The organism is Streptomyces sp. NPDC102279, assembly GCF_044766365.1.
Lineage (GTDB): Bacteria > Actinomycetota > Actinomycetes > Streptomycetales > Streptomycetaceae > Streptomyces.
The window spans coordinates 65,020-81,102 of sequence record NZ_JBIWLU010000007.1 but is presented as its reverse complement, the minus strand read 5'-3'; the positions used below and the strand labels follow the sequence as shown (position 1 = coordinate 81,102).

The window sequence follows — 16,083 nt, the reverse complement described above, 5'->3', positions numbered from 1 at the left end:
CGTTAGCCCCGCCTTAACAGCGCCATAAGGATCCCCATCGGCCGTCCCCAGCAGGCGATTTCACGGATTTCCGGGGCTAGTTTCTGATCACCCCCACGGGATCCCCGCACGCAATGGCGTGCGGGGCTCGCCCCACGTATCAGGATCGTTCGAGGAGTTCCCTCATGTCTGCACGCCGCAAGGCCGCCGCTGTCGCCGCCGTCGGCATCGCCCCGTTCGCCCTGTCCGCGCTGGCCGCCGCGCCCGCGTCGGCGCACGGCACGATGGGGGACCCCGTGAGCCGGGTGTCCCAGTGTTACGCGGAGGGTCCGGAGAACCCGAAGTCGGCGGCCTGCAAGGCGGCGGTCGCCGCGGGCGGCACGCAGGCGCTCTACGACTGGAACGGCATCCGCATCGGTGACGCGAACGGACAGCACCAGGCACTGATCCCGGACGGCAAGCTGTGCAGCGCCAACAGCGAGGAGTTCAAGGGGCTCGACCTGGCGCGCGCCGACTGGCCGGCGACGAGCGTGAGCAGCGGCGCGTACACCTTCAGGTACCGGGTGACGGCTCAGCACAAGGGCACGTTCAAGGTCTACATCACGAAGTCCGGCTATGACGCGTCCAAGCCGCTGGCCTGGGCCGACCTCGACCTCACGCACCCCGTCGCGACGGCCACCGATCCGACCGCCTCGAACGGTTTCTACAGCTTCTCCGGTGCTCTCCCGGCGCGTTCCGGCAAGCAGCTCCTGTACGCCGTCTGGCAGCGTTCGGACAGCCCGGAGGCCTTCTACTCGTGCTCCGACGTGGCGTTCGGCGGCAGCGGCGGCACGGGTGACGGCACCGGCGCGGGCGGCGGCACCACTCCGGCGCCGACCGCCTCCGCGCCCTCGGACGAGCAGATCGCGGACGGCAGCGACAAGTCGACGGTGGAGCACCGCGGTCACGGCGACGACGACGCCGGTACGTCGGCAGAGCCGACCGCGAGCGCGAAGGCGGCCGGCGTCGCCGAGGACACGGAGGCCACGGCGGACGCCGCGGCGAACCGGCCCGAGGCCGCCGGTGCCTCCGCCGACCTCGCCGAGACCGGCGGAGATTCCACCACCCCGTACATCGCTGTCGGCGGTGCCGCCGTCCTGGCGCTCGGCGCCGCGACGCTGTTCGCGTCGGTGCGGCGCCGGGCGACCCCGGGCGGCCGGCACGGCCGCTAGGACGCTGGACTCCGGGGGCTGACCGGCGGCTCAGGCCGGTCAGCCCCCGGCTGTGTGCTAGCTGAACACGGACGCGCAGGTGGTGGCGGAGGCGTGGGCGGGGTCGAGCGCGTTCGCCACCTCGTGGTAGGCGATCCGGTCGACGATCCCGATGGCCACGTGCTCGGAGAGGTCGAGGCCGCACAGGTTCTGCAGCAGGACGTTGTGGACGTCGGACCCGCTCAGGAACTGCGAGTTGTACGGCGTGACCACCTCGTCGTACTTGGTGGCGATGACCGTGTAGTGGACGCCGGGGACGGTGTCGCCGCCGGCGTTGAGCTTGGTCAGGAACGCCGAGCCCGCGACCTGGTCGGCGAGTCCGGGAGTCGCCGACGACAGCAGGTCCTCGGCACCGGGGAAGTACGGGAGCAGGTTGGCCAGGCCGCTCAGGGTCGTGCCGTGGTTGTCGGGGGCGATGCCGACGAGGGTGTTCACCTTGGCGGCTCCGCCGAGGAACTTGAGGTAGTAGCGGGGCATCATGCCGCCCTGCGAGTGGCCCACCAGGTCGGCCTTGGCGGCGCCGGTCGCGGCGAGCACCTTGTCGACGAAGACCTGAAGCTGCGCGGCCGACTTGTCGATGGGGCCGAGGCCGTTGAAGAGGGGGACGCCGGGGAGCTGGCCGTAGTCGAGGGAGAAGACGCAGTACCCGCGACTGGTCAGGTAGGGCGCGAAGGCCAGCCAGTTGTCGACGGAGTTCCCGAACGTGCCGTGGACGAGGACGACGGGGCGGGGATGTGCGGCGGACGGCTTGCACGAGTAGTTGTTCCAGCCACTGCTGGGGGCGGAGTCGGCCTGGGCCGTGGCGGCGGGGACGACCGCGACGGCGGAGGCCAGGAGCAGGGCGGCCAGGGGTCTGAGCACTCGGTTCCAGGGCAGCATCGTGTGATCTCCTTGCGGCTCAAGGGAGTTGCGACGGCGTACGCCCTGTGATCCGGATCACGAGGATGCTGTTCACTCGTCAAGTTACGAGCGAGTAGCTCACGTGTGAAGTTACGCGTCAGTAAAAACTTTCAGTGGTAGGCGGTGGAGGATGTCGCGGTCCTTCAAACCGTCACCAGGCGGGCCTGATGGGACCGTAGGGCGCGATGCGCAGCAGACGCGTATACAACGCGCGCATGTCACCCTCACCGAGTAGTTCGCCCCACGCCCGGACGGCGTCCGCCGCCGCGTCTTCCGCCGCGCGGGTGCACGCCCGTCCCCGCTCGGTCAGCAGGATCAGCCGGGCACGGGCGTCCTCGGGGTGCGGCCGGCGTTCGACGTACCCCTTGCGGACCAGCTCGTCGACGAGCTGACTGGCGGCCTGCTTGGTCACCCCGAGATGCGTGGCGAGGTCGGTGACCGTCGCCCCCTCCGCCGAGAGGCGGGTGAAGGCGAATCCGTGGGCGGGTCGCACGTCCTCGAATCCGCGGGCGACCACACCCTCGTTGATGCGTCGAGTCAGCTCGCCGGCGGTGGCGAGCAGGGCGGCGGACAGGGCCATGGCCTCGGAGTTCTGCACGCAGGCATTGAAACACCCTTGACGAATCAGTCAAGCAGCTTGACTATTAGGTCAACGCGCATAGTCAAGCTGCTTGACCATGTGCGGCGTCCGCCCGACCGTACGGACCGGGGCCGGCCTCGCCGCGTCCCGCGTGCGTCCGGACCCGGCGCCGACCCCGATCCCCACCGACCGATCCGACCCAGGAGGCACCCCATGCCCGTCGTCCGCTCTTCGGAAGCCGTCGTCCACGAGATCCACGGCGGCCGGTTCGTCTCGTACGCCGCTCCGCGCAGCGGGAGCAAGGAGCTGTGCGCCTGGCGCACGGAGATCCCCGCCGGGCTCCGCGCCCCCGTGCACACCGTCGACCGCGAGGAGATCCTCCACCTCCTCACCGGCGACCTGCTGATCACCCTCGACGGCATGACCGAGCAGGTCACCGCGGGTGACACCGTGATCGTCAACCCGGGCACCGCGCTCGGCATCGAGAACACCTCCGGGCGGCCGGCCACCGCCTGGGTCACCACTTCCGTCGGCCTGCGGGCGGAACTGGCCGACGGCTCGGTCCTCACTCCGCCCTGGGCCAACTAGGGCCTGGCGCACCGCCGTTCCTCCCGCTTCAGGGCGTCACGCGGCCAGCGTCCCGGGGCCGATCACATGCGGGCCGAACTTCGCCCGCGCCCGGTCCGCGACCTCCTCGATACGGCGGACCTTCTCGTCCACCGGGTCGAAGGTCAGCTGGTGGGAGGCCTGTTCGGCAGGCGTGAGCCCCTCGGCGCGCAGCGCGATCGCGCGGACCCGGGCCCGCTGGAGGCCCAGCGCCTCGTACATGCGGTACGCGGTGCCGGTCAGGGTCGAGGAGTGCGCGGTCGGCTCCCCGAGAGTGCGGCTGCGCGTGGTCGCGGAGCGGTCGGCGTAGCGCACGGTGAGGGTCAGGGTGCGGCAGACCTTCTCCAGGGCGCGCAGCCGTGCGCCGAGTTCCTCGGCTGTGGAGAGCAGTGCACGGCGATGCCGCTCGGGGTCCAACTCGTCATGCCGGAAGGGCCGTTCGGTGGCGAGGGAGCGGGAGGCGGCGTTCGGTACGACCCGGCCGCGGTCGACTCCGGAGGCCTTCTCGTGCAGCTCGCGGCCCGCCCGGGCGCCGGTGAGGCGCTGGAGCGTGGACAGGGGTGCGGCCGCGACCTTGCCGAGGGTGTCGAGGCCGTACTCGCACAGGGTGCGGGCGGTGGCGCCGCCGACGCCGGGCAGCGCGGTGACGGGCCGGTCGGCGAGGAACTCCGTGACGGCGTCCGCGTCCGCGGGCACCATCTGAGGCGCTCCGGGTACGGCGTCGCGCAGCGCCATCCGCGCGAGCATCGGTCCGGGACCGGCGCCGATGACGCAGTCGACGCCGTGCAGGGCGAGCGCCCGGACCCGGATCAGCGAGGCGAACTCGACGGGGCCACGGCCGAAGTACCGCTCGGCACCGCGCAGGTCGAGCAGCGCGCCGTCGGGCGGCAGCGCCTCGATGACGGGCGTGAACTCCTCCAGTAATCCGAGGAGGCGGGGCAGGGCGGCCTCGTGGGTCGGAGGCAGTTGGAAACGTACGCAGAGGATGGTCATCCCGCACTCCCCGGACTCTGGTGCCACAACTTCTTTCCCCCCGCGGGCCCTTCGCCCGCCGGGCGCAGATCGGCCCAGGGGTGCATCTCGTACCCCGTGGACATCCGGATCGTCCGGCTCCCGGCCGGACCTCCGTCGTCTGATGCGCCGGACGTTCCCGGCTGCCGGGACTCCCCCGGCTCCTGCCGCCCGCCCGGCGTCCTCGGCGCGGGCTCGGCCAGTCGCGCGGCCACCACGTCGAGGCCGCCCTCGGCGCGCAGTTCGGCCAGTTCGGCGAGGTTCCAGGCGGCAGCGCCCACCACGCTGAGGCTGCGCGGGCCGCGGCGCTGCACCACGCCCCGGACGAGCAGCAGCCAGGAGTGGAAGACGGTGTGGGCGCAGGCGTCGTGGGAGTCGTCGAAGAAGGCGAGGTCGACCAGGCCCGTCCCGTCGTCCAGCGTGCTGAAGATGACCCGCTTGCCGGAGCGGATCGGCGGGGTCTGGGTGGCCGCCTTGGCGCCGGCCACCAGGACCGTCTCGCCGTGCCGCGCCGAGCGCAGCCGGCGGGCCGTGACCACGCCCAACTCGTCCAGGAACGACCGGTGGTCGTCCATCAGGTTGCGGGAGGCGTCCATCGAGAGCACGCCGAGTTCGGCGCTCAGCCGCTCCGCCGAGGACAGGTCGGGCAGCCCGGCAGAGGCGGTGTTCCGTCCGCCGGACAGCGGGAGCTGGCCGCCGCGGACTCCCCGGGAGCCGCGGTGCAGTTCGGTCAGGTGCAGTTGCAGGTCGCGGCGGTTGGCGCCGAACGCGTCCAGCGCGCCGACCTGCGCGAGCCGCTGGGCGAGCGGCCGGCTCGGCCGGGCCCGTTCCCAGAAGTCGAGCAGCGAGGCGTACGGCCGGCCTTCCGCGATCCGCGCTCCCTCGGCCTCGCTGATGCCGTGCACGTCGGACAGCGCCAGCCGGACGCCCCAGCGGCCGACGGCGCCGGAACCCGGGCCGGGGCCGGAGTCCGGGACGGAACCGACCGGGTCCGGGCCGATGCCGGTGCCCGAGCCGGAGCCCGAGCCGGAGACCGACTCACCAGATTCAGACACCAGTTCGATCCGATGGGCGACCGCCGACCGGTTCACGTCCAACGGCAGGATCGGCACCCCCCGCCGCCGCGCGTCCGCCAGCAGCAGCCGTTTCGGGTACATCCCGGGGTCGTGCGTGAGCAGCCCGGCGTAGAAGGCGGCCGGGTGATGGGCCTTCAGCCACGCCGACTGGTACGTCGGGACGGCGAACGCGACCGCGTGCGCCTTGCAGAAGCCGTACGAGCCGAAGGCCTCGATGATCTCCCAGGTGCGCGCGACGGTCTCGACGTCGTACCCCTTCGCGGTCGCGTGCTGGGCGAACCAGAACCGGATCCGCCCCTGCGACTCGGGGTCGGAGAGCCCCCGGCGCACCCGGTCCGCCTCGTCGCGTCCGCAGCCGGTCATGATGTCGACGATGTCGATGATCTGCTCGTGGAAGACGACGACTCCGTACGTCTCCTTCAGCGGCCCCTCCAGGTCCTTGTGCGGATAGCGGATCGGCGCCCTGCCGTGCCGCGCCTCGATGAACGGCCGCACCATGTCGGCGGCGACCGGCCCCGGGCGGAAGAGCGAGATGTCGACGACGAGGTCGTGGAAGGTCGCCGGCTGCAGGCGTCCGACCAGGTCCCGCTGGCCCGGCGACTCGATCTGGAAACACCCCAGGGTCTCGGTGGACTGGACGAGCCGGTACGTCGCCGGGTCGCCCGGCGGCGCCGCGTCGATGTCCGGCCGGTCCCCCGTCGCCCGCTCCACCTCGGCCACCGCGTGCGCCATCGCGGACTGCATCCGCACCCCCAGCACGTCGAGCTTGAGCAGCCCGAGGTCCTCGACGTCCTCCTTGTCGAACTGCGACATGGGCAGGCCCTCGCCGCTGGTCGGCATGACCGGCGTACGGGCGAGCAGGGAGGCGTCGGAGAGGAGCACCCCGCACGGGTGCATGGCGATGCCGCGCGGGAGGGCGTCGAGGGATTCGACCAGGTCCCACAGCCTGCCGTACCGGTCCTTCTCCCCTGCCAGCTCGCGCAGTTCGGGGAGTTCGGCCATGGCCGCGCGGGCGTCGCGGGCCCGGATGTGCGGGAAGGCCTTGGCGATCCGGTCGATCTCGGCCGGGTCCAGGGAGAGGGCGGCGCCGACGTCACGGACGGCGTGCCGGACCCGGTAGGTCTCGGGCATGGAGACGGTCGCGACCCGCTCGGTGCCGAACCGGCCGATGATCGCGCGGTACACCTCCAGCCGGCGCGCGGACTCCACGTCGATGTCGATGTCGGGCAGCACCGGGCGGCGCTTGGACAGGAAGCGCTCCATGAGCAGCCCGTGCTCGACGGGATCGGCGTGCGCGATGCCGAGGAGGTGGTTGACCAGGGAGCCGGCCCCGGACCCGCGCGCTGCGACCCGGATGCCCATCTCCCGCACGTCGTCCACTACCTGAGCGACCGTCAGGAAGTAGGAGGCGAAGTTGTGGTGGGCGATGATGTCCAGCTCGTGGTGCATCCGCTCCCAGTAGGCGTGCCGGCCCGCGTAGCCGCGCAGCACCATGCCGGCCGCCGCCCGGGAGGCCAGGACGCGCTGGGCGGTGCGCCGGTCCGCGCCGACGAGACGCGGCTCCGGGAAGTGGACGCTGCCGATGCCGAGGTCGTCCTCGGGGTCGACACGGCAGGCCGCGGCGGTGTCCGCCGTCTGTTCGAGCAGCCGGTGCGCGGTGTCGCGGCGGAAGCCGGCCGCCTCGACGATCCGTTCGGCGGCGCCCAGCATGGCGGCCCCGTCCTTGAGCCAGGCCTCGCCGGAGTCCAGCTCGCGCCGGGGGTCGACGGGGACGAGCCGGCGGGCGGCGTCCAGGACATCGGCGACCGGACCGAGGCCGGGGTCGGCGTAGCGGACGGCGTTGCTGAGCACGGGACGCACCCGCTGTTCGGCGGCGAAGCCGACCGTGCGGGCGGCGAGGCGCAGGGAGCCGGGACCGGTGCCCTGGCGGCCGTGCCAGACGGCTTCCAGACGCAGCGCGTCGCCGTAGATCTCCCGCCAGGGCACGAGCAGTTCGGCCGCGCGGTCGGGGCGGCCCGCGGCGAGGGCGCGGCCGACGTCGGAGGCGGGGCCGAGCAGCACGGTCAGGCCGTCGCCGTGGTTGTCCGGCCAGGGCAGCAGCGGGGGGCCGCTCCGCCCGGCGTCGGCATGCGTCGCCGTAACGATTCTGCAGAGGTCGGCCCAGCCGGCCGCGCCGTCCCGGGCGAGAAAGGTCACGCGGGGTGCCGACTCGTCGACGAAGGCACCGCCGCGCACCGGGGTCCGCCGCCGCTCCCTCCGTACGGGCTCCCCGACCGCCAGGTCGACGCCGAACAGCGGCCGGACGCCCGCCTTCGCGCAGGCCTTGGCGAACCGGACGGAGCCCGCGAGGCCGTCCCGGTCGGTGAGCGCGAGGGCGTCCATGCCCCGCTCGGAGGCGCGCGCGGCGAGGCGCTCCGGGTGCGAGGCCCCGTACCGCAGGGAGAATCCGGAGGCGGTGTGCAGATGCGTGAATCCCGGCACGCACACCTCCCGACCTGTGAGTCCCTACAGACTTTCGAACACTAGTTCCCAACTACCTCGTCTCCACCATAGACCAATTTTCGAACTCTTGTGCGACATCCGTTCGGACCCGCCCCACCTGCGCGAACACCCGCCGGCTCGGACCGTGGGGACATGACGCAGACAGCCGGCGACGCCGCCCCGAGCCCGTCCTTCCTGACCGAGGCGAAGGACGCCGTCACCCCCAGGGCCACGCTGCTCGTCGTCGGCGTGATCGCGCTCCAGCTGCTCTTCATCGCCTCCTACGTGGGCGCGCTCCACGACCCGAAACCCAAGGACGTCCCGTTCGGAGTGGTCGCCCCGCAGGCGGTGGCCCAGCGGACGGTCACCCGGCTGGAGGGGGTCAAGGGTGAGCCGCTGGACCCGCGGACGGTCTCCGACGCGGCCGCCGCACGCGAGCAGATCCTGAACCGGGAGATCGACGGTGCCCTGATCGTCGATCCCCGGAGTTCCACGGACACGCTGCTGGTCGCCTCCGGCGGCGGCACCGTCCTCGCCACCACCCTGGAGAAGCTGGTCACCACGGTGGAGGCGACCGAACAGCGCACGGTGCGGACCGTCGACGTGGCCCGGGCCTCGGCCCACGACTTCGACGGTCTCTCGTCCTTCTACCTGGTGGTCGGCTGGTGCGTGGGCGGCTACCTCTGCGCCTCGATCCTCGCGATCAGCGCGGGAGCCCGGCCCGCCACCCCGCGACGGGCGGTGATCCGGCTCCTCGTGATGGCCCTCGTCGCGATCGTCGGGGGTCTCGGCGGCGCGGTGATCGTCGGCCCGATCCTGGGTGCCCTGCCCGGACCCGTCTGCGCCTTCTGGGGGCTCGGCGCCCTGATCACCTTCGCGGTGGGCGCCGCCACCCTCGCCCTGCAGGGCCTGTTCGGGGTCGTCGGCATCGGTCTGGCCATCCTGCTGGTGGTGATCGCGGGCAACCCGAGCGCGGGCGGCGCCTTCCCGCTGCCGATGCTGCCGCCCTTCTGGAAGGCGATCGGACCGGCCCTGCCGCCGGGGGCGGGCACCTGGGCGGCCCGTTCGATCGCGTACTTCAAGGGCAACGACATGACCGGCGCCATGCTGGTGCTCTCGTCGTGGGCGGTGGTGGGCAGCGCGGTGACGCTGCTCGCCGCCGCGTTCCGCGCCGGGCCCCGCACCGCCACTCGCTCCGGGACCGCGGTCCCGGATCCCTCGTAGGCGCACACCGCGTCGGTCCCCGCCCCTTCCTCGCCGGGTCCGGGCGGGCGGCGGTGCGCTCCGGGAGCCAGGAGCGACGACGTCAGGAACGCCGGAAGCCCCGCTCCCGCGCGGTGTGCGCGGGAGCGGGGCTCCGCCCGATCGGGGAGGCCGTCAGCCGATCTGGGCACCGAAGGCCGAGAGCGCCTCGGTGACCGGCTGGAAGAAGGTCTCGCCGCCCGCGGTGCAGTCGCCGCTGCCGCCGGAGGTGAGACCGATCGCGGAGTCGCCGTCGAAGAGCGAACCGCCGCTGTCACCGGGCTCGGCGCAGACGTCGGTCTGGATGAGCCCGTTGACGATGTCGCCGTTACCGTAGTTCACGGTGGCGTCCAGGCCGCTGACGGTGCCGCTGTGCACCTGGGTCGTCGAGCCGCTGCGGGTCACCTTCTCGCCGACGGTCGCCTCGGCGGCCTTGGTGATCGGCTGCGAGGAACCGTTGTACAGGTCGACCTCGCTCGGGTGCGCCGTGCTGCCGGTGTACTTGACCAGACCGAAGTCGTTGTCCGGGAAGCTGGACTGCTCGTTCGTGCCGATCTCGTTGCCGCTGGAGTCCGACCAGGTGGAGATGGCCTCGGTGCAGTGCCCGGCCGTGATGAAGTACGGCTGGCCGCCCTTGACCACGTTGAAGCCCAGCGAGCAGCGCCCGCCGGAACCGCTGATGGCGTCACCACCGGCGATGAAGGGCTTGAACTCCCCCTTCGTGCGCCGGAGTTCCACCTTGCTGCCGAGTTGGTCGGTGACCTTGGTGAGCTTGGCCCACTCGGTCTTGGAGACCGTGCGGTCCGCGGTGACGACGACCTTGTTGCTCGCCGGGTCGGTCGCCCAGGACGTACCGGGGATGGTCGCGTCCTTCTTGAGCGTCGTACGGGCGCCCTTCAGTTCGGCGAGGGAGTTCTCGACGATTCTGGCCTTGGCGCCGGCCGCCGTGACCGCGTCGGCCGCGCTCGCGTCGAGCACGTTGACGACGAGGTGCTTCGACGACGCGTCGTAGTACGTTCCCGCCGCGTCGGTGCCCAGGTCCTTGCCGAGGGTCGAGGCGAGCTTTCCGGCCGCCACCGCGGAGAGGGTGTGCGGCGTCGAGGTCGTGGGGGCCTCGCTCGCGTTCGCAGTCTGGAAGGTGACGCCGGCGGTGACCAGTGCGGCGATGCCCGCGCCCGTCATGACGGCACGGCGCCGGGTTATGCGTCGGTGCTTCAACTCACGTCCTCCTGTGGGGGGTCGGACCGGGAGGTTGTGGGGACCTCCAGGACCGGAAGGCGTACGGACATGAGCCCGCGAAACGATTGAAATTCTCGTCTCGACGCGTCCATGCCAGTTGTTGCGGCCCACTATTCCGAGACGCACAGGGGACACACAAGGTCGACTTCAGGACGCGCGTACGACAACCGCCGTACACCTCCTACGTCGTGACCGCCCATGGTCACGACGTGTTGATCCCCCCTGCAAACACTGTCCGCGGATCGCGAAGATGCAGCCTGTGAGGACTAGTCCTGTCTTGTTTTCGACCCCTCGGGAGGCTCGTCCGAGGACGAAGCGAGCGGCTCGCGCACTCCCGCGGACTGTTCGGGCACGGCCGACCACGGTGCCGTGGAGGCCTGTTGCGGCGGCGCGGCCGGCACTCCGGACTCGCCCACCTGCCGGGGCTCGTCCGGACTCGGCGGCTGCGCGGACTGCCGGGGCGCCGACCGCCGTGCCTGGTCCGGCTGCTGGGGAGACACGCCCTGCTGGGCGCGTTCCAGGAAGCGGAGCAGTTCGACGGGGAAGGGCAGGACGAGGGTGGAGTTCTTCTCCGCGGCGACGGCCACCACGGTCTGGAGCAGCCTCAGTTGGAGGGCGGCGGGCTGTTCCGACATCACCTCGGCGGCCTGCGCGAGTTTCTTCGAGGCCTGCAGCTCGGCGTCGGCGTTGATGATCCGGGCCCGCCGCTCACGGTCGGCCTCGGCCTGGCGGGCCATGGACCGCTTCATCGTCTCGGGCAGGGACACGTCCTTGATCTCGACGCGGTCGATCTGCACGCCCCAGCCGATCGCCGGGCTGTCGATCATCAACTCCAGTCCCTGGTTGAGCTTTTCGCGGTTCGACAGCAGATCGTCCAGGTCGCTCTTGCCGATGATCGAGCGCAGGGACGTCTGCGCCATCTGCGAGACCGCGAAGCGGTAGTCCTCGACCTGCATGATCGCGTCGGCCGCCTCCACCACCTTGAAGTAGACGACCGCGTCGACGCGGACCGTGACGTTGTCGCGGGTGATGCCCTCCTGGGCCGGGATGGGCAGGGTCACGATCTGGATGTTGACCTTGCGGAGCCGGTCCACGAACGGAACGGTCATCGTGAACCCGGGACCTCGCACTTCCGGGAGCAGCCTGCCGAGCCGCAGCACCACGCCCCGTTCGTACTGTTTGACGACGCGGGCCCCGGCCATCACATAGACCAGCCCCACGGACGCGACGGAGACTCCCGCCACCACCAGTTCCTCGACCATCACGGCCCCCCAGGGTCCGACGTGGGCGTAGCAGGCGTGTGCACAGCGTGTGCTTCGAAGGTAACTCCGGCGACGGAACAAGGGCGAGCCCCCGCACGCCGGTTGCGTGCGGGGGCTCGTCCGTGTGCTGGGGGCTCCGCCGTGCGAAGCGCGGTCGTTCTGTCGTGCGGAAGCGGTGTGGGGGGTGCCGGTTCCGTCAGGCGACGAGTCGATCGAGGGGCCGGTCCATCGGTCGGGCGGTGGTCAGCCGACGCTCACGCCGTAGTAGCTCAGCGCCTCGGTGACCGGCTGGAAGAAGGTCGTACCGCCGGAGCTGCAGTTGCCGCTGCCGCCGGAGGTCAGACCGTAGGCGACGCTGCCGCCGTACAGCGGGCCGCCGCTGTCGCCGCCCTCGGCGCAGACCGTGGTCTGGATCATGCCGTAGACGACGTCACCACTGCCGTAGTTGACGGTGGCGTTCAGGGCGGTGACCCGGCCGCTGTGCGTGCCGGTGGTCGAGCCGCGCCGGTAGACCGTGGTGCCCACGCTGGGCGTGGCCGCACTGCTGATCGTCTGGCTGCCGACCGCGCTGGGGTGCGCGACCGAGGTGTTGGTGTAACGGACCAGCGCGAAGTCGTTGGTCGGGAAGCTGTAGCTGACGTTCGTGCCCAGCTTCGTGGTCTGGCCCGAGTTGGAGTACCAGGTGGAGGCGACCTCACCACAGTGACCGGCGGTCAGGAAGTAGTAGGTGCTCCCGCTGTGCACGTTGAAGCCGAGCGAACAGCGGTAGCCGCCGCCGTAGATGGCGTCGCCACCGGAGATCAGCTTCTTGAAGGTGCCCGGGGTGTGCTTGATGGTGAGGGCGCCGGCGTTGCCGCCCGCCTCCTCCTTGATCTTCGCGATCTCCGCCTTCGAGACCGTGCTGTCGACGGTGACGACCACGCGGTTCGTCTTGGCGTCGACCGCCCAGGCGGTGCCCGCGACGTCGGACTTGAGGACCGACTGCTTGGCACTGCCCAGCTGGGTGGAGCTGAACGTCTGGGCGTCGGACGCGTTCGCGCTGGGGACCGCGAACGCTGCGGCGGCGACGAGTCCGGTGGTGACGGCGATCAGCCGACTCCGTCTCGCTATGCCGCTGCGGGGGGTGGTGCGCTTGATCCTCACGTTTCGTTCCTCCGAAGGGAAGTAAGGGGCCCCCCGTTTCGTGGGGTGGTGGGGCCCGTGAGGCGCAGCCGGGAGCCGCCTGTCCGGATTCCGGACAAGCCGTGCTCCTGACAAGCGCTGAGGGGGAGTATTCGGCGGCACGGCCGACGGACGCAAGGGCGCCTTTCGGCCGTGCAGCGTTCAACTTACGTACGTCCCAAGGAGGTTGATCGACAGAGAACCGAAGGCCCCGGAATCCCCACGCGTCTTCGGGAGTCCCGGAGGCCTCAGCGCAGTCGGCGCTCCCCCGCGGCGACGGCCACGCCCAGCGTATTTCCGGGCGGCGGGAAGGGGCAGAGGAAATGGTCCGCGAACGCGCACGGTGGAAGCACGGTGCGGTTGAAGTCCACCGTCGTACGCCCCTCGGCGTCGGGCGCCGCCGGACGCAGGAACCGGAAGCGGTAACTGTCGTCCCCGCTGGTGGCGTCGGAGAAGACGGCCCACAGCGAGCCGTCGCTCTCGACCGACACCTGGAGGGTGAGGTCCTGCCCGTCGAGGGTGAAGGCGAGGATGCCGCCGATGGGGAGTCCGCGTGGGACACCGTCGGCGTTCTCGACCCGGACGGTGCGGCTCTCGCCGTACGGGGTGAAGTGTCCCGGCAGCGACCAGCGCGCGTCGTAGGGGGTCGCCTCGATGCCCGCGAAGGCCTTCCGGGCGGGCGCGGCGGGGTCGTAGCGGCGCACCCCCCACATCTCCTCGCGCACCAGGACCACGAACCGGCGGTCGCCGTGTCCGACCCGCGCCCCGTCGGCCGGACCGTGGTCGGCGCCCAGCACGATCTCGCCGGTGAACGGCTCGCCGTCGAGGGTCAGTCCCTCCTCGGCCACCGCGGTCAGGACCACCCCGTCGTCCTTCACGCCCCACAGACCGGGGATGTCCGGAAGTCGCCCTTCCGGATAGTCCTCGACCCAGTGGGTGCCGGTGAGGGAGAGCGGTCCGTACGGCGCGGAGACCGCTGCCTCGCGATGCTCCTGCCAGTGCTTCCAGTCCTCGGGTGCGTCCGTCGTCATGTGATCAACCCTTCCATACGCACTCGGCCAACCCGAGGTGCGAGCGCGCCGTGGTGTCCGTGTATTCCGTGCGGCGCGGGCGCACGGCGCGGGACCGTCGGACCGCGACGCACCGTGCGGCCCTTGGTCCACGTCCGTGTCACGGGCCGTCAGGCCGCGATACGGCAGGACAGCGCCCGCAGGAACGTGAGCGCGGCACGGGCCGTCGCGTCGTTCTGCCGGAAGGCCGGCCCGCCGGTGCGCGGCCGGGTGAACGCGCCGGAGCCCCGCGCGTCGGTGTGCGGCCCGAGCGCGAAGCGTCTGGGGTGCGGGGTGCCGTTGCGGTCCAGGATCCGTCCGTCGGCGGGGTCGACGGCCAGAAGTCCCTCGGGGGTCGCGGCGGCTCCGTCGGCGTACAGCTCGCGCAGCAGGGTGTCCCGGGTGCGCTCGACGGTGGGGTGCGGCAGCCGGGCCTCGACGAGCGCGCGGGCCTCGACGACCGCGCCGGGCACGGTGGCACCGGCCGCCCGGAAGACCCCGTCCTCGGCGGTGACGGTCATGTCCGCGCCGACGAATCTCAGGATGCCGGCCCGGGACAGGGCGAGCATCTGCCGCAGCCGGGGGCCGGGCGGTCCGGAGGCCAGGTAGCTGAAGAACCCGTGCCACCACGGGCCGATGTCGCCGAGCCGGACCAGTTGTCCGTAGACCGAGAGAAGTCCGAGGAAGACGGCCAGGTCGGGGCTGCGGGAAGCGTCGTGCCGCCTCTCCAGATCGTCCTCGATGTACGTCCGCAGTCCGCGCTGGAGATCGTCGTACGAGGTGTGCCGCACGCCGTCCAGCGGCCGGTCGAGCGCGGTGAGGTCGAGGCGGTCGGCGGGGTCGGGCACGGCGTCCGCGACCAGCGCCCTGATCTCGTCCCCGGTGCCGGCGGCGTACATCTCCTCGAAGTCCGTCCACGGTGTCCGGGTGCGTTCGGGGTGGGCGGCGAACAGCCGGTGGTAGTGCGCGAACCCCAGCTCCTTCTCCATCAGCGGCCACACGTCCCGCCGGAAGTCGTGGCCGTCGGGACGGGCGAGCAGCGCGTCGACCTCGGCGGGCCCGAAGAACCGTGGCAGCGGCGGCCGTTCGCCCTCCCAGTCGTAGCCGATCTTGGAGTGGTAGGGGACGCCGCGCCGGGAGCCGACGTACAGGATCGGCTCCCGCCCGGACGGCATGTAGCGGTCGCCCTCGAACCGGCCGCCGCGGCCCTCGGTGAGCAGCACCATCAGGTCGACGAAGGCCAGCCCGAAGCCGCGCACCAGGACGGGCTCGCCCGGCGCGAGGGCGGACAGGTCGCTGTCGGCGGTGAAGTCCGGCGGCAGGTGGACCAGCCCGTGCTCGCGTGCGTACGCGGCCAACGCGACTTGTTCGGGGTCGAGTTCGGCGTCGAGGTGGCCGAGGGTCAGGGCGACGGTGTCGGTGAGGATCGGACGGGGCCGGCCTTCCAGCCACACCTGCTGGCGGCCCTCGCGGGATCCGCTCACCCGCACGGCACGGCACGCGTGCCGGTGCACACGGATGCCCGGCGGCAGAGCGGCCACCGTTCTCTCGTACACCCACCGGAGATAGGCGCCCTGTCGCGGCCGGCCGGCGAACGTCCGCCCTTCGAGGCCCGCCCAGGTGTCCAGCGTGGGGCCTTCGAGCACGGGTCCGGCCATGTCGACCGTCTCGTCGGTGAACATCGTGACGTCCTGCGCCTCCGAGTTCATCCACAGCAGCGGCGACTGCTCGGTGCGCCAGATACGTCCGGCACCCGCCGGATACGGGTCCACGACATGGATGTCCAGCCCCGAACCGGCGTACAGCTCGGGTGCGTTGGCCGCGATCCGTTCCAGGAGTCCGGTCCCGCGCGGCCCGGCTCCCACGATCACCAGCGAGGGGCGCCCGGCGGTCGACGCGCCCCGGTCCCCCGCGAACGGGACCCGCGCGGCGGGGACGTGCGCCGGTACGACGGGACCGGGCTGCCGGGGGGCAGCGGGCGGGGACACCGGCTCGTCCGGCGCGGGGGTGGAGAGGGCAGGGGTGTCGGAGGACATGCGGAGGCTCCGTGATGCGTCGAGTCGAGCACGGGTGCCTTCACACAGGTCGCGCCGGACGCCCTCGGGCGCCGCACGGCCGAGCCCCTCAGCAGGGCCGTGGCACGAGAGTACGGCGGCGTTTCCCCTCCGTGTCAAGGGTGTCCGCACTGTGAGCGGTCCGTCTCACGTCGGTTGACGTGCCCTCGGATGCCTGTTCCACTTGGCCCAT

The 16,083-nt window shown here is 71.8% G+C and carries 12 protein-coding genes; 3 read left to right on the top strand and 9 right to left on the bottom strand.

Features of this window, described 5'->3' with window-relative positions; all coding sequences use genetic code 11:
- The first annotated feature begins 164 nt into the window (after positions 1 to 164).
- A complete protein-coding gene (locus tag ACIRQH_RS18815) occupies positions 165 to 1,190 on the top strand; it encodes a lytic polysaccharide monooxygenase (RefSeq protein ID WP_404226604.1) in 1,026 nt (341 codons plus the stop codon).
- Between the two features lie 57 nt (positions 1,191 to 1,247).
- Here ACIRQH_RS18815 and ACIRQH_RS18810 read toward each other — a convergent pair whose 3' ends face one another.
- Positions 1,248 to 2,108, bottom strand: a complete 861-nt coding sequence (locus tag ACIRQH_RS18810) for an esterase/lipase family protein (protein ID WP_404226602.1) — start codon at positions 2,106 to 2,108, stop codon at positions 1,248 to 1,250.
- A 172-nt stretch (positions 2,109 to 2,280) separates the two neighbouring features.
- Complete coding sequence (locus ACIRQH_RS18805; RefSeq protein WP_404226601.1) at positions 2,281 to 2,727, bottom strand: MarR family winged helix-turn-helix transcriptional regulator; 447 nt, start codon at positions 2,725 to 2,727, stop codon at positions 2,281 to 2,283.
- A 195-nt stretch (positions 2,728 to 2,922) separates the two neighbouring features.
- On the opposite strand from ACIRQH_RS18805, the gene ACIRQH_RS18800 reads away from it, so the two are divergent.
- Positions 2,923 to 3,297, top strand: a complete 375-nt coding sequence (locus tag ACIRQH_RS18800; RefSeq protein ID WP_404226600.1) for a cupin domain-containing protein — start codon at positions 2,923 to 2,925, stop codon at positions 3,295 to 3,297.
- A 36-nt stretch (positions 3,298 to 3,333) separates the two neighbouring features.
- Here ACIRQH_RS18800 and ACIRQH_RS18795 read toward each other — a convergent pair whose 3' ends face one another.
- Together ACIRQH_RS18795 and ACIRQH_RS18790 are read right to left on the bottom strand one after the other, a co-directional pair.
- A complete protein-coding gene (locus tag ACIRQH_RS18795) occupies positions 3,334 to 4,308 on the bottom strand; it encodes a DNA polymerase thumb domain-containing protein (RefSeq protein WP_404226599.1) in 975 nt (324 codons plus the stop codon).
- Positions 4,305 to 7,883 carry a DNA polymerase III subunit alpha gene (locus ACIRQH_RS18790; protein ID WP_388868979.1) on the bottom strand — a complete coding sequence of 1,193 codons (3,579 nt, stop codon included), beginning with the start codon at positions 7,881 to 7,883 and terminating at the stop codon, positions 4,305 to 4,307. The genes ACIRQH_RS18795 and ACIRQH_RS18790 overlap by 4 nt, the downstream gene beginning before the upstream one ends.
- 153 nt (positions 7,884 to 8,036) lie before the next feature.
- Between ACIRQH_RS18790 and ACIRQH_RS18785 the strand changes: the two genes are divergently transcribed.
- Positions 8,037 to 9,107 carry a DUF3533 domain-containing protein gene (locus ACIRQH_RS18785; RefSeq protein WP_358819525.1) on the top strand — a complete coding sequence of 357 codons (1,071 nt, stop codon included), beginning with the start codon at positions 8,037 to 8,039 and terminating at the stop codon, positions 9,105 to 9,107.
- A gap of 153 nt (positions 9,108 to 9,260) precedes the next feature.
- Here ACIRQH_RS18785 and ACIRQH_RS18780 read toward each other — a convergent pair whose 3' ends face one another.
- The 5 genes from ACIRQH_RS18780 to ACIRQH_RS18760 all read right to left on the bottom strand — a co-directional run bounded on the left by ACIRQH_RS18780 (position 9,261) and on the right by ACIRQH_RS18760 (position 15,872).
- On the bottom strand, positions 9,261 to 10,343 hold the full coding sequence (locus ACIRQH_RS18780) for a S1 family peptidase (RefSeq protein ID WP_388868985.1): 1,083 nt from the start codon (positions 10,341 to 10,343) through the stop codon (positions 9,261 to 9,263).
- Between the two features lie 287 nt (positions 10,344 to 10,630).
- Entirely contained in the window at positions 10,631 to 11,626 is a 996-nt protein-coding gene (locus ACIRQH_RS18775) for an SPFH domain-containing protein (RefSeq protein ID WP_404226793.1), read from the bottom strand.
- Positions 11,627 to 11,869: 243 nt separating this feature from the next.
- Positions 11,870 to 12,769, bottom strand: a complete 900-nt coding sequence (locus tag ACIRQH_RS18770; RefSeq protein WP_388930246.1) for a S1 family peptidase — start codon at positions 12,767 to 12,769, stop codon at positions 11,870 to 11,872.
- 266 nt (positions 12,770 to 13,035) lie between these two features.
- Positions 13,036 to 13,818 carry a DUF1684 domain-containing protein gene (locus tag ACIRQH_RS18765; protein WP_388868991.1) on the bottom strand — a complete coding sequence of 261 codons (783 nt, stop codon included), beginning with the start codon at positions 13,816 to 13,818 and terminating at the stop codon, positions 13,036 to 13,038.
- Between the two features lie 149 nt (positions 13,819 to 13,967).
- Positions 13,968 to 15,872, bottom strand: coding sequence for an FAD/NAD(P)-binding protein (locus ACIRQH_RS18760; RefSeq protein WP_404226597.1), 1,905 nt, complete (start codon positions 15,870 to 15,872; stop codon positions 13,968 to 13,970).
- Positions 15,873 to 16,083 lie beyond the last annotated feature (211 nt).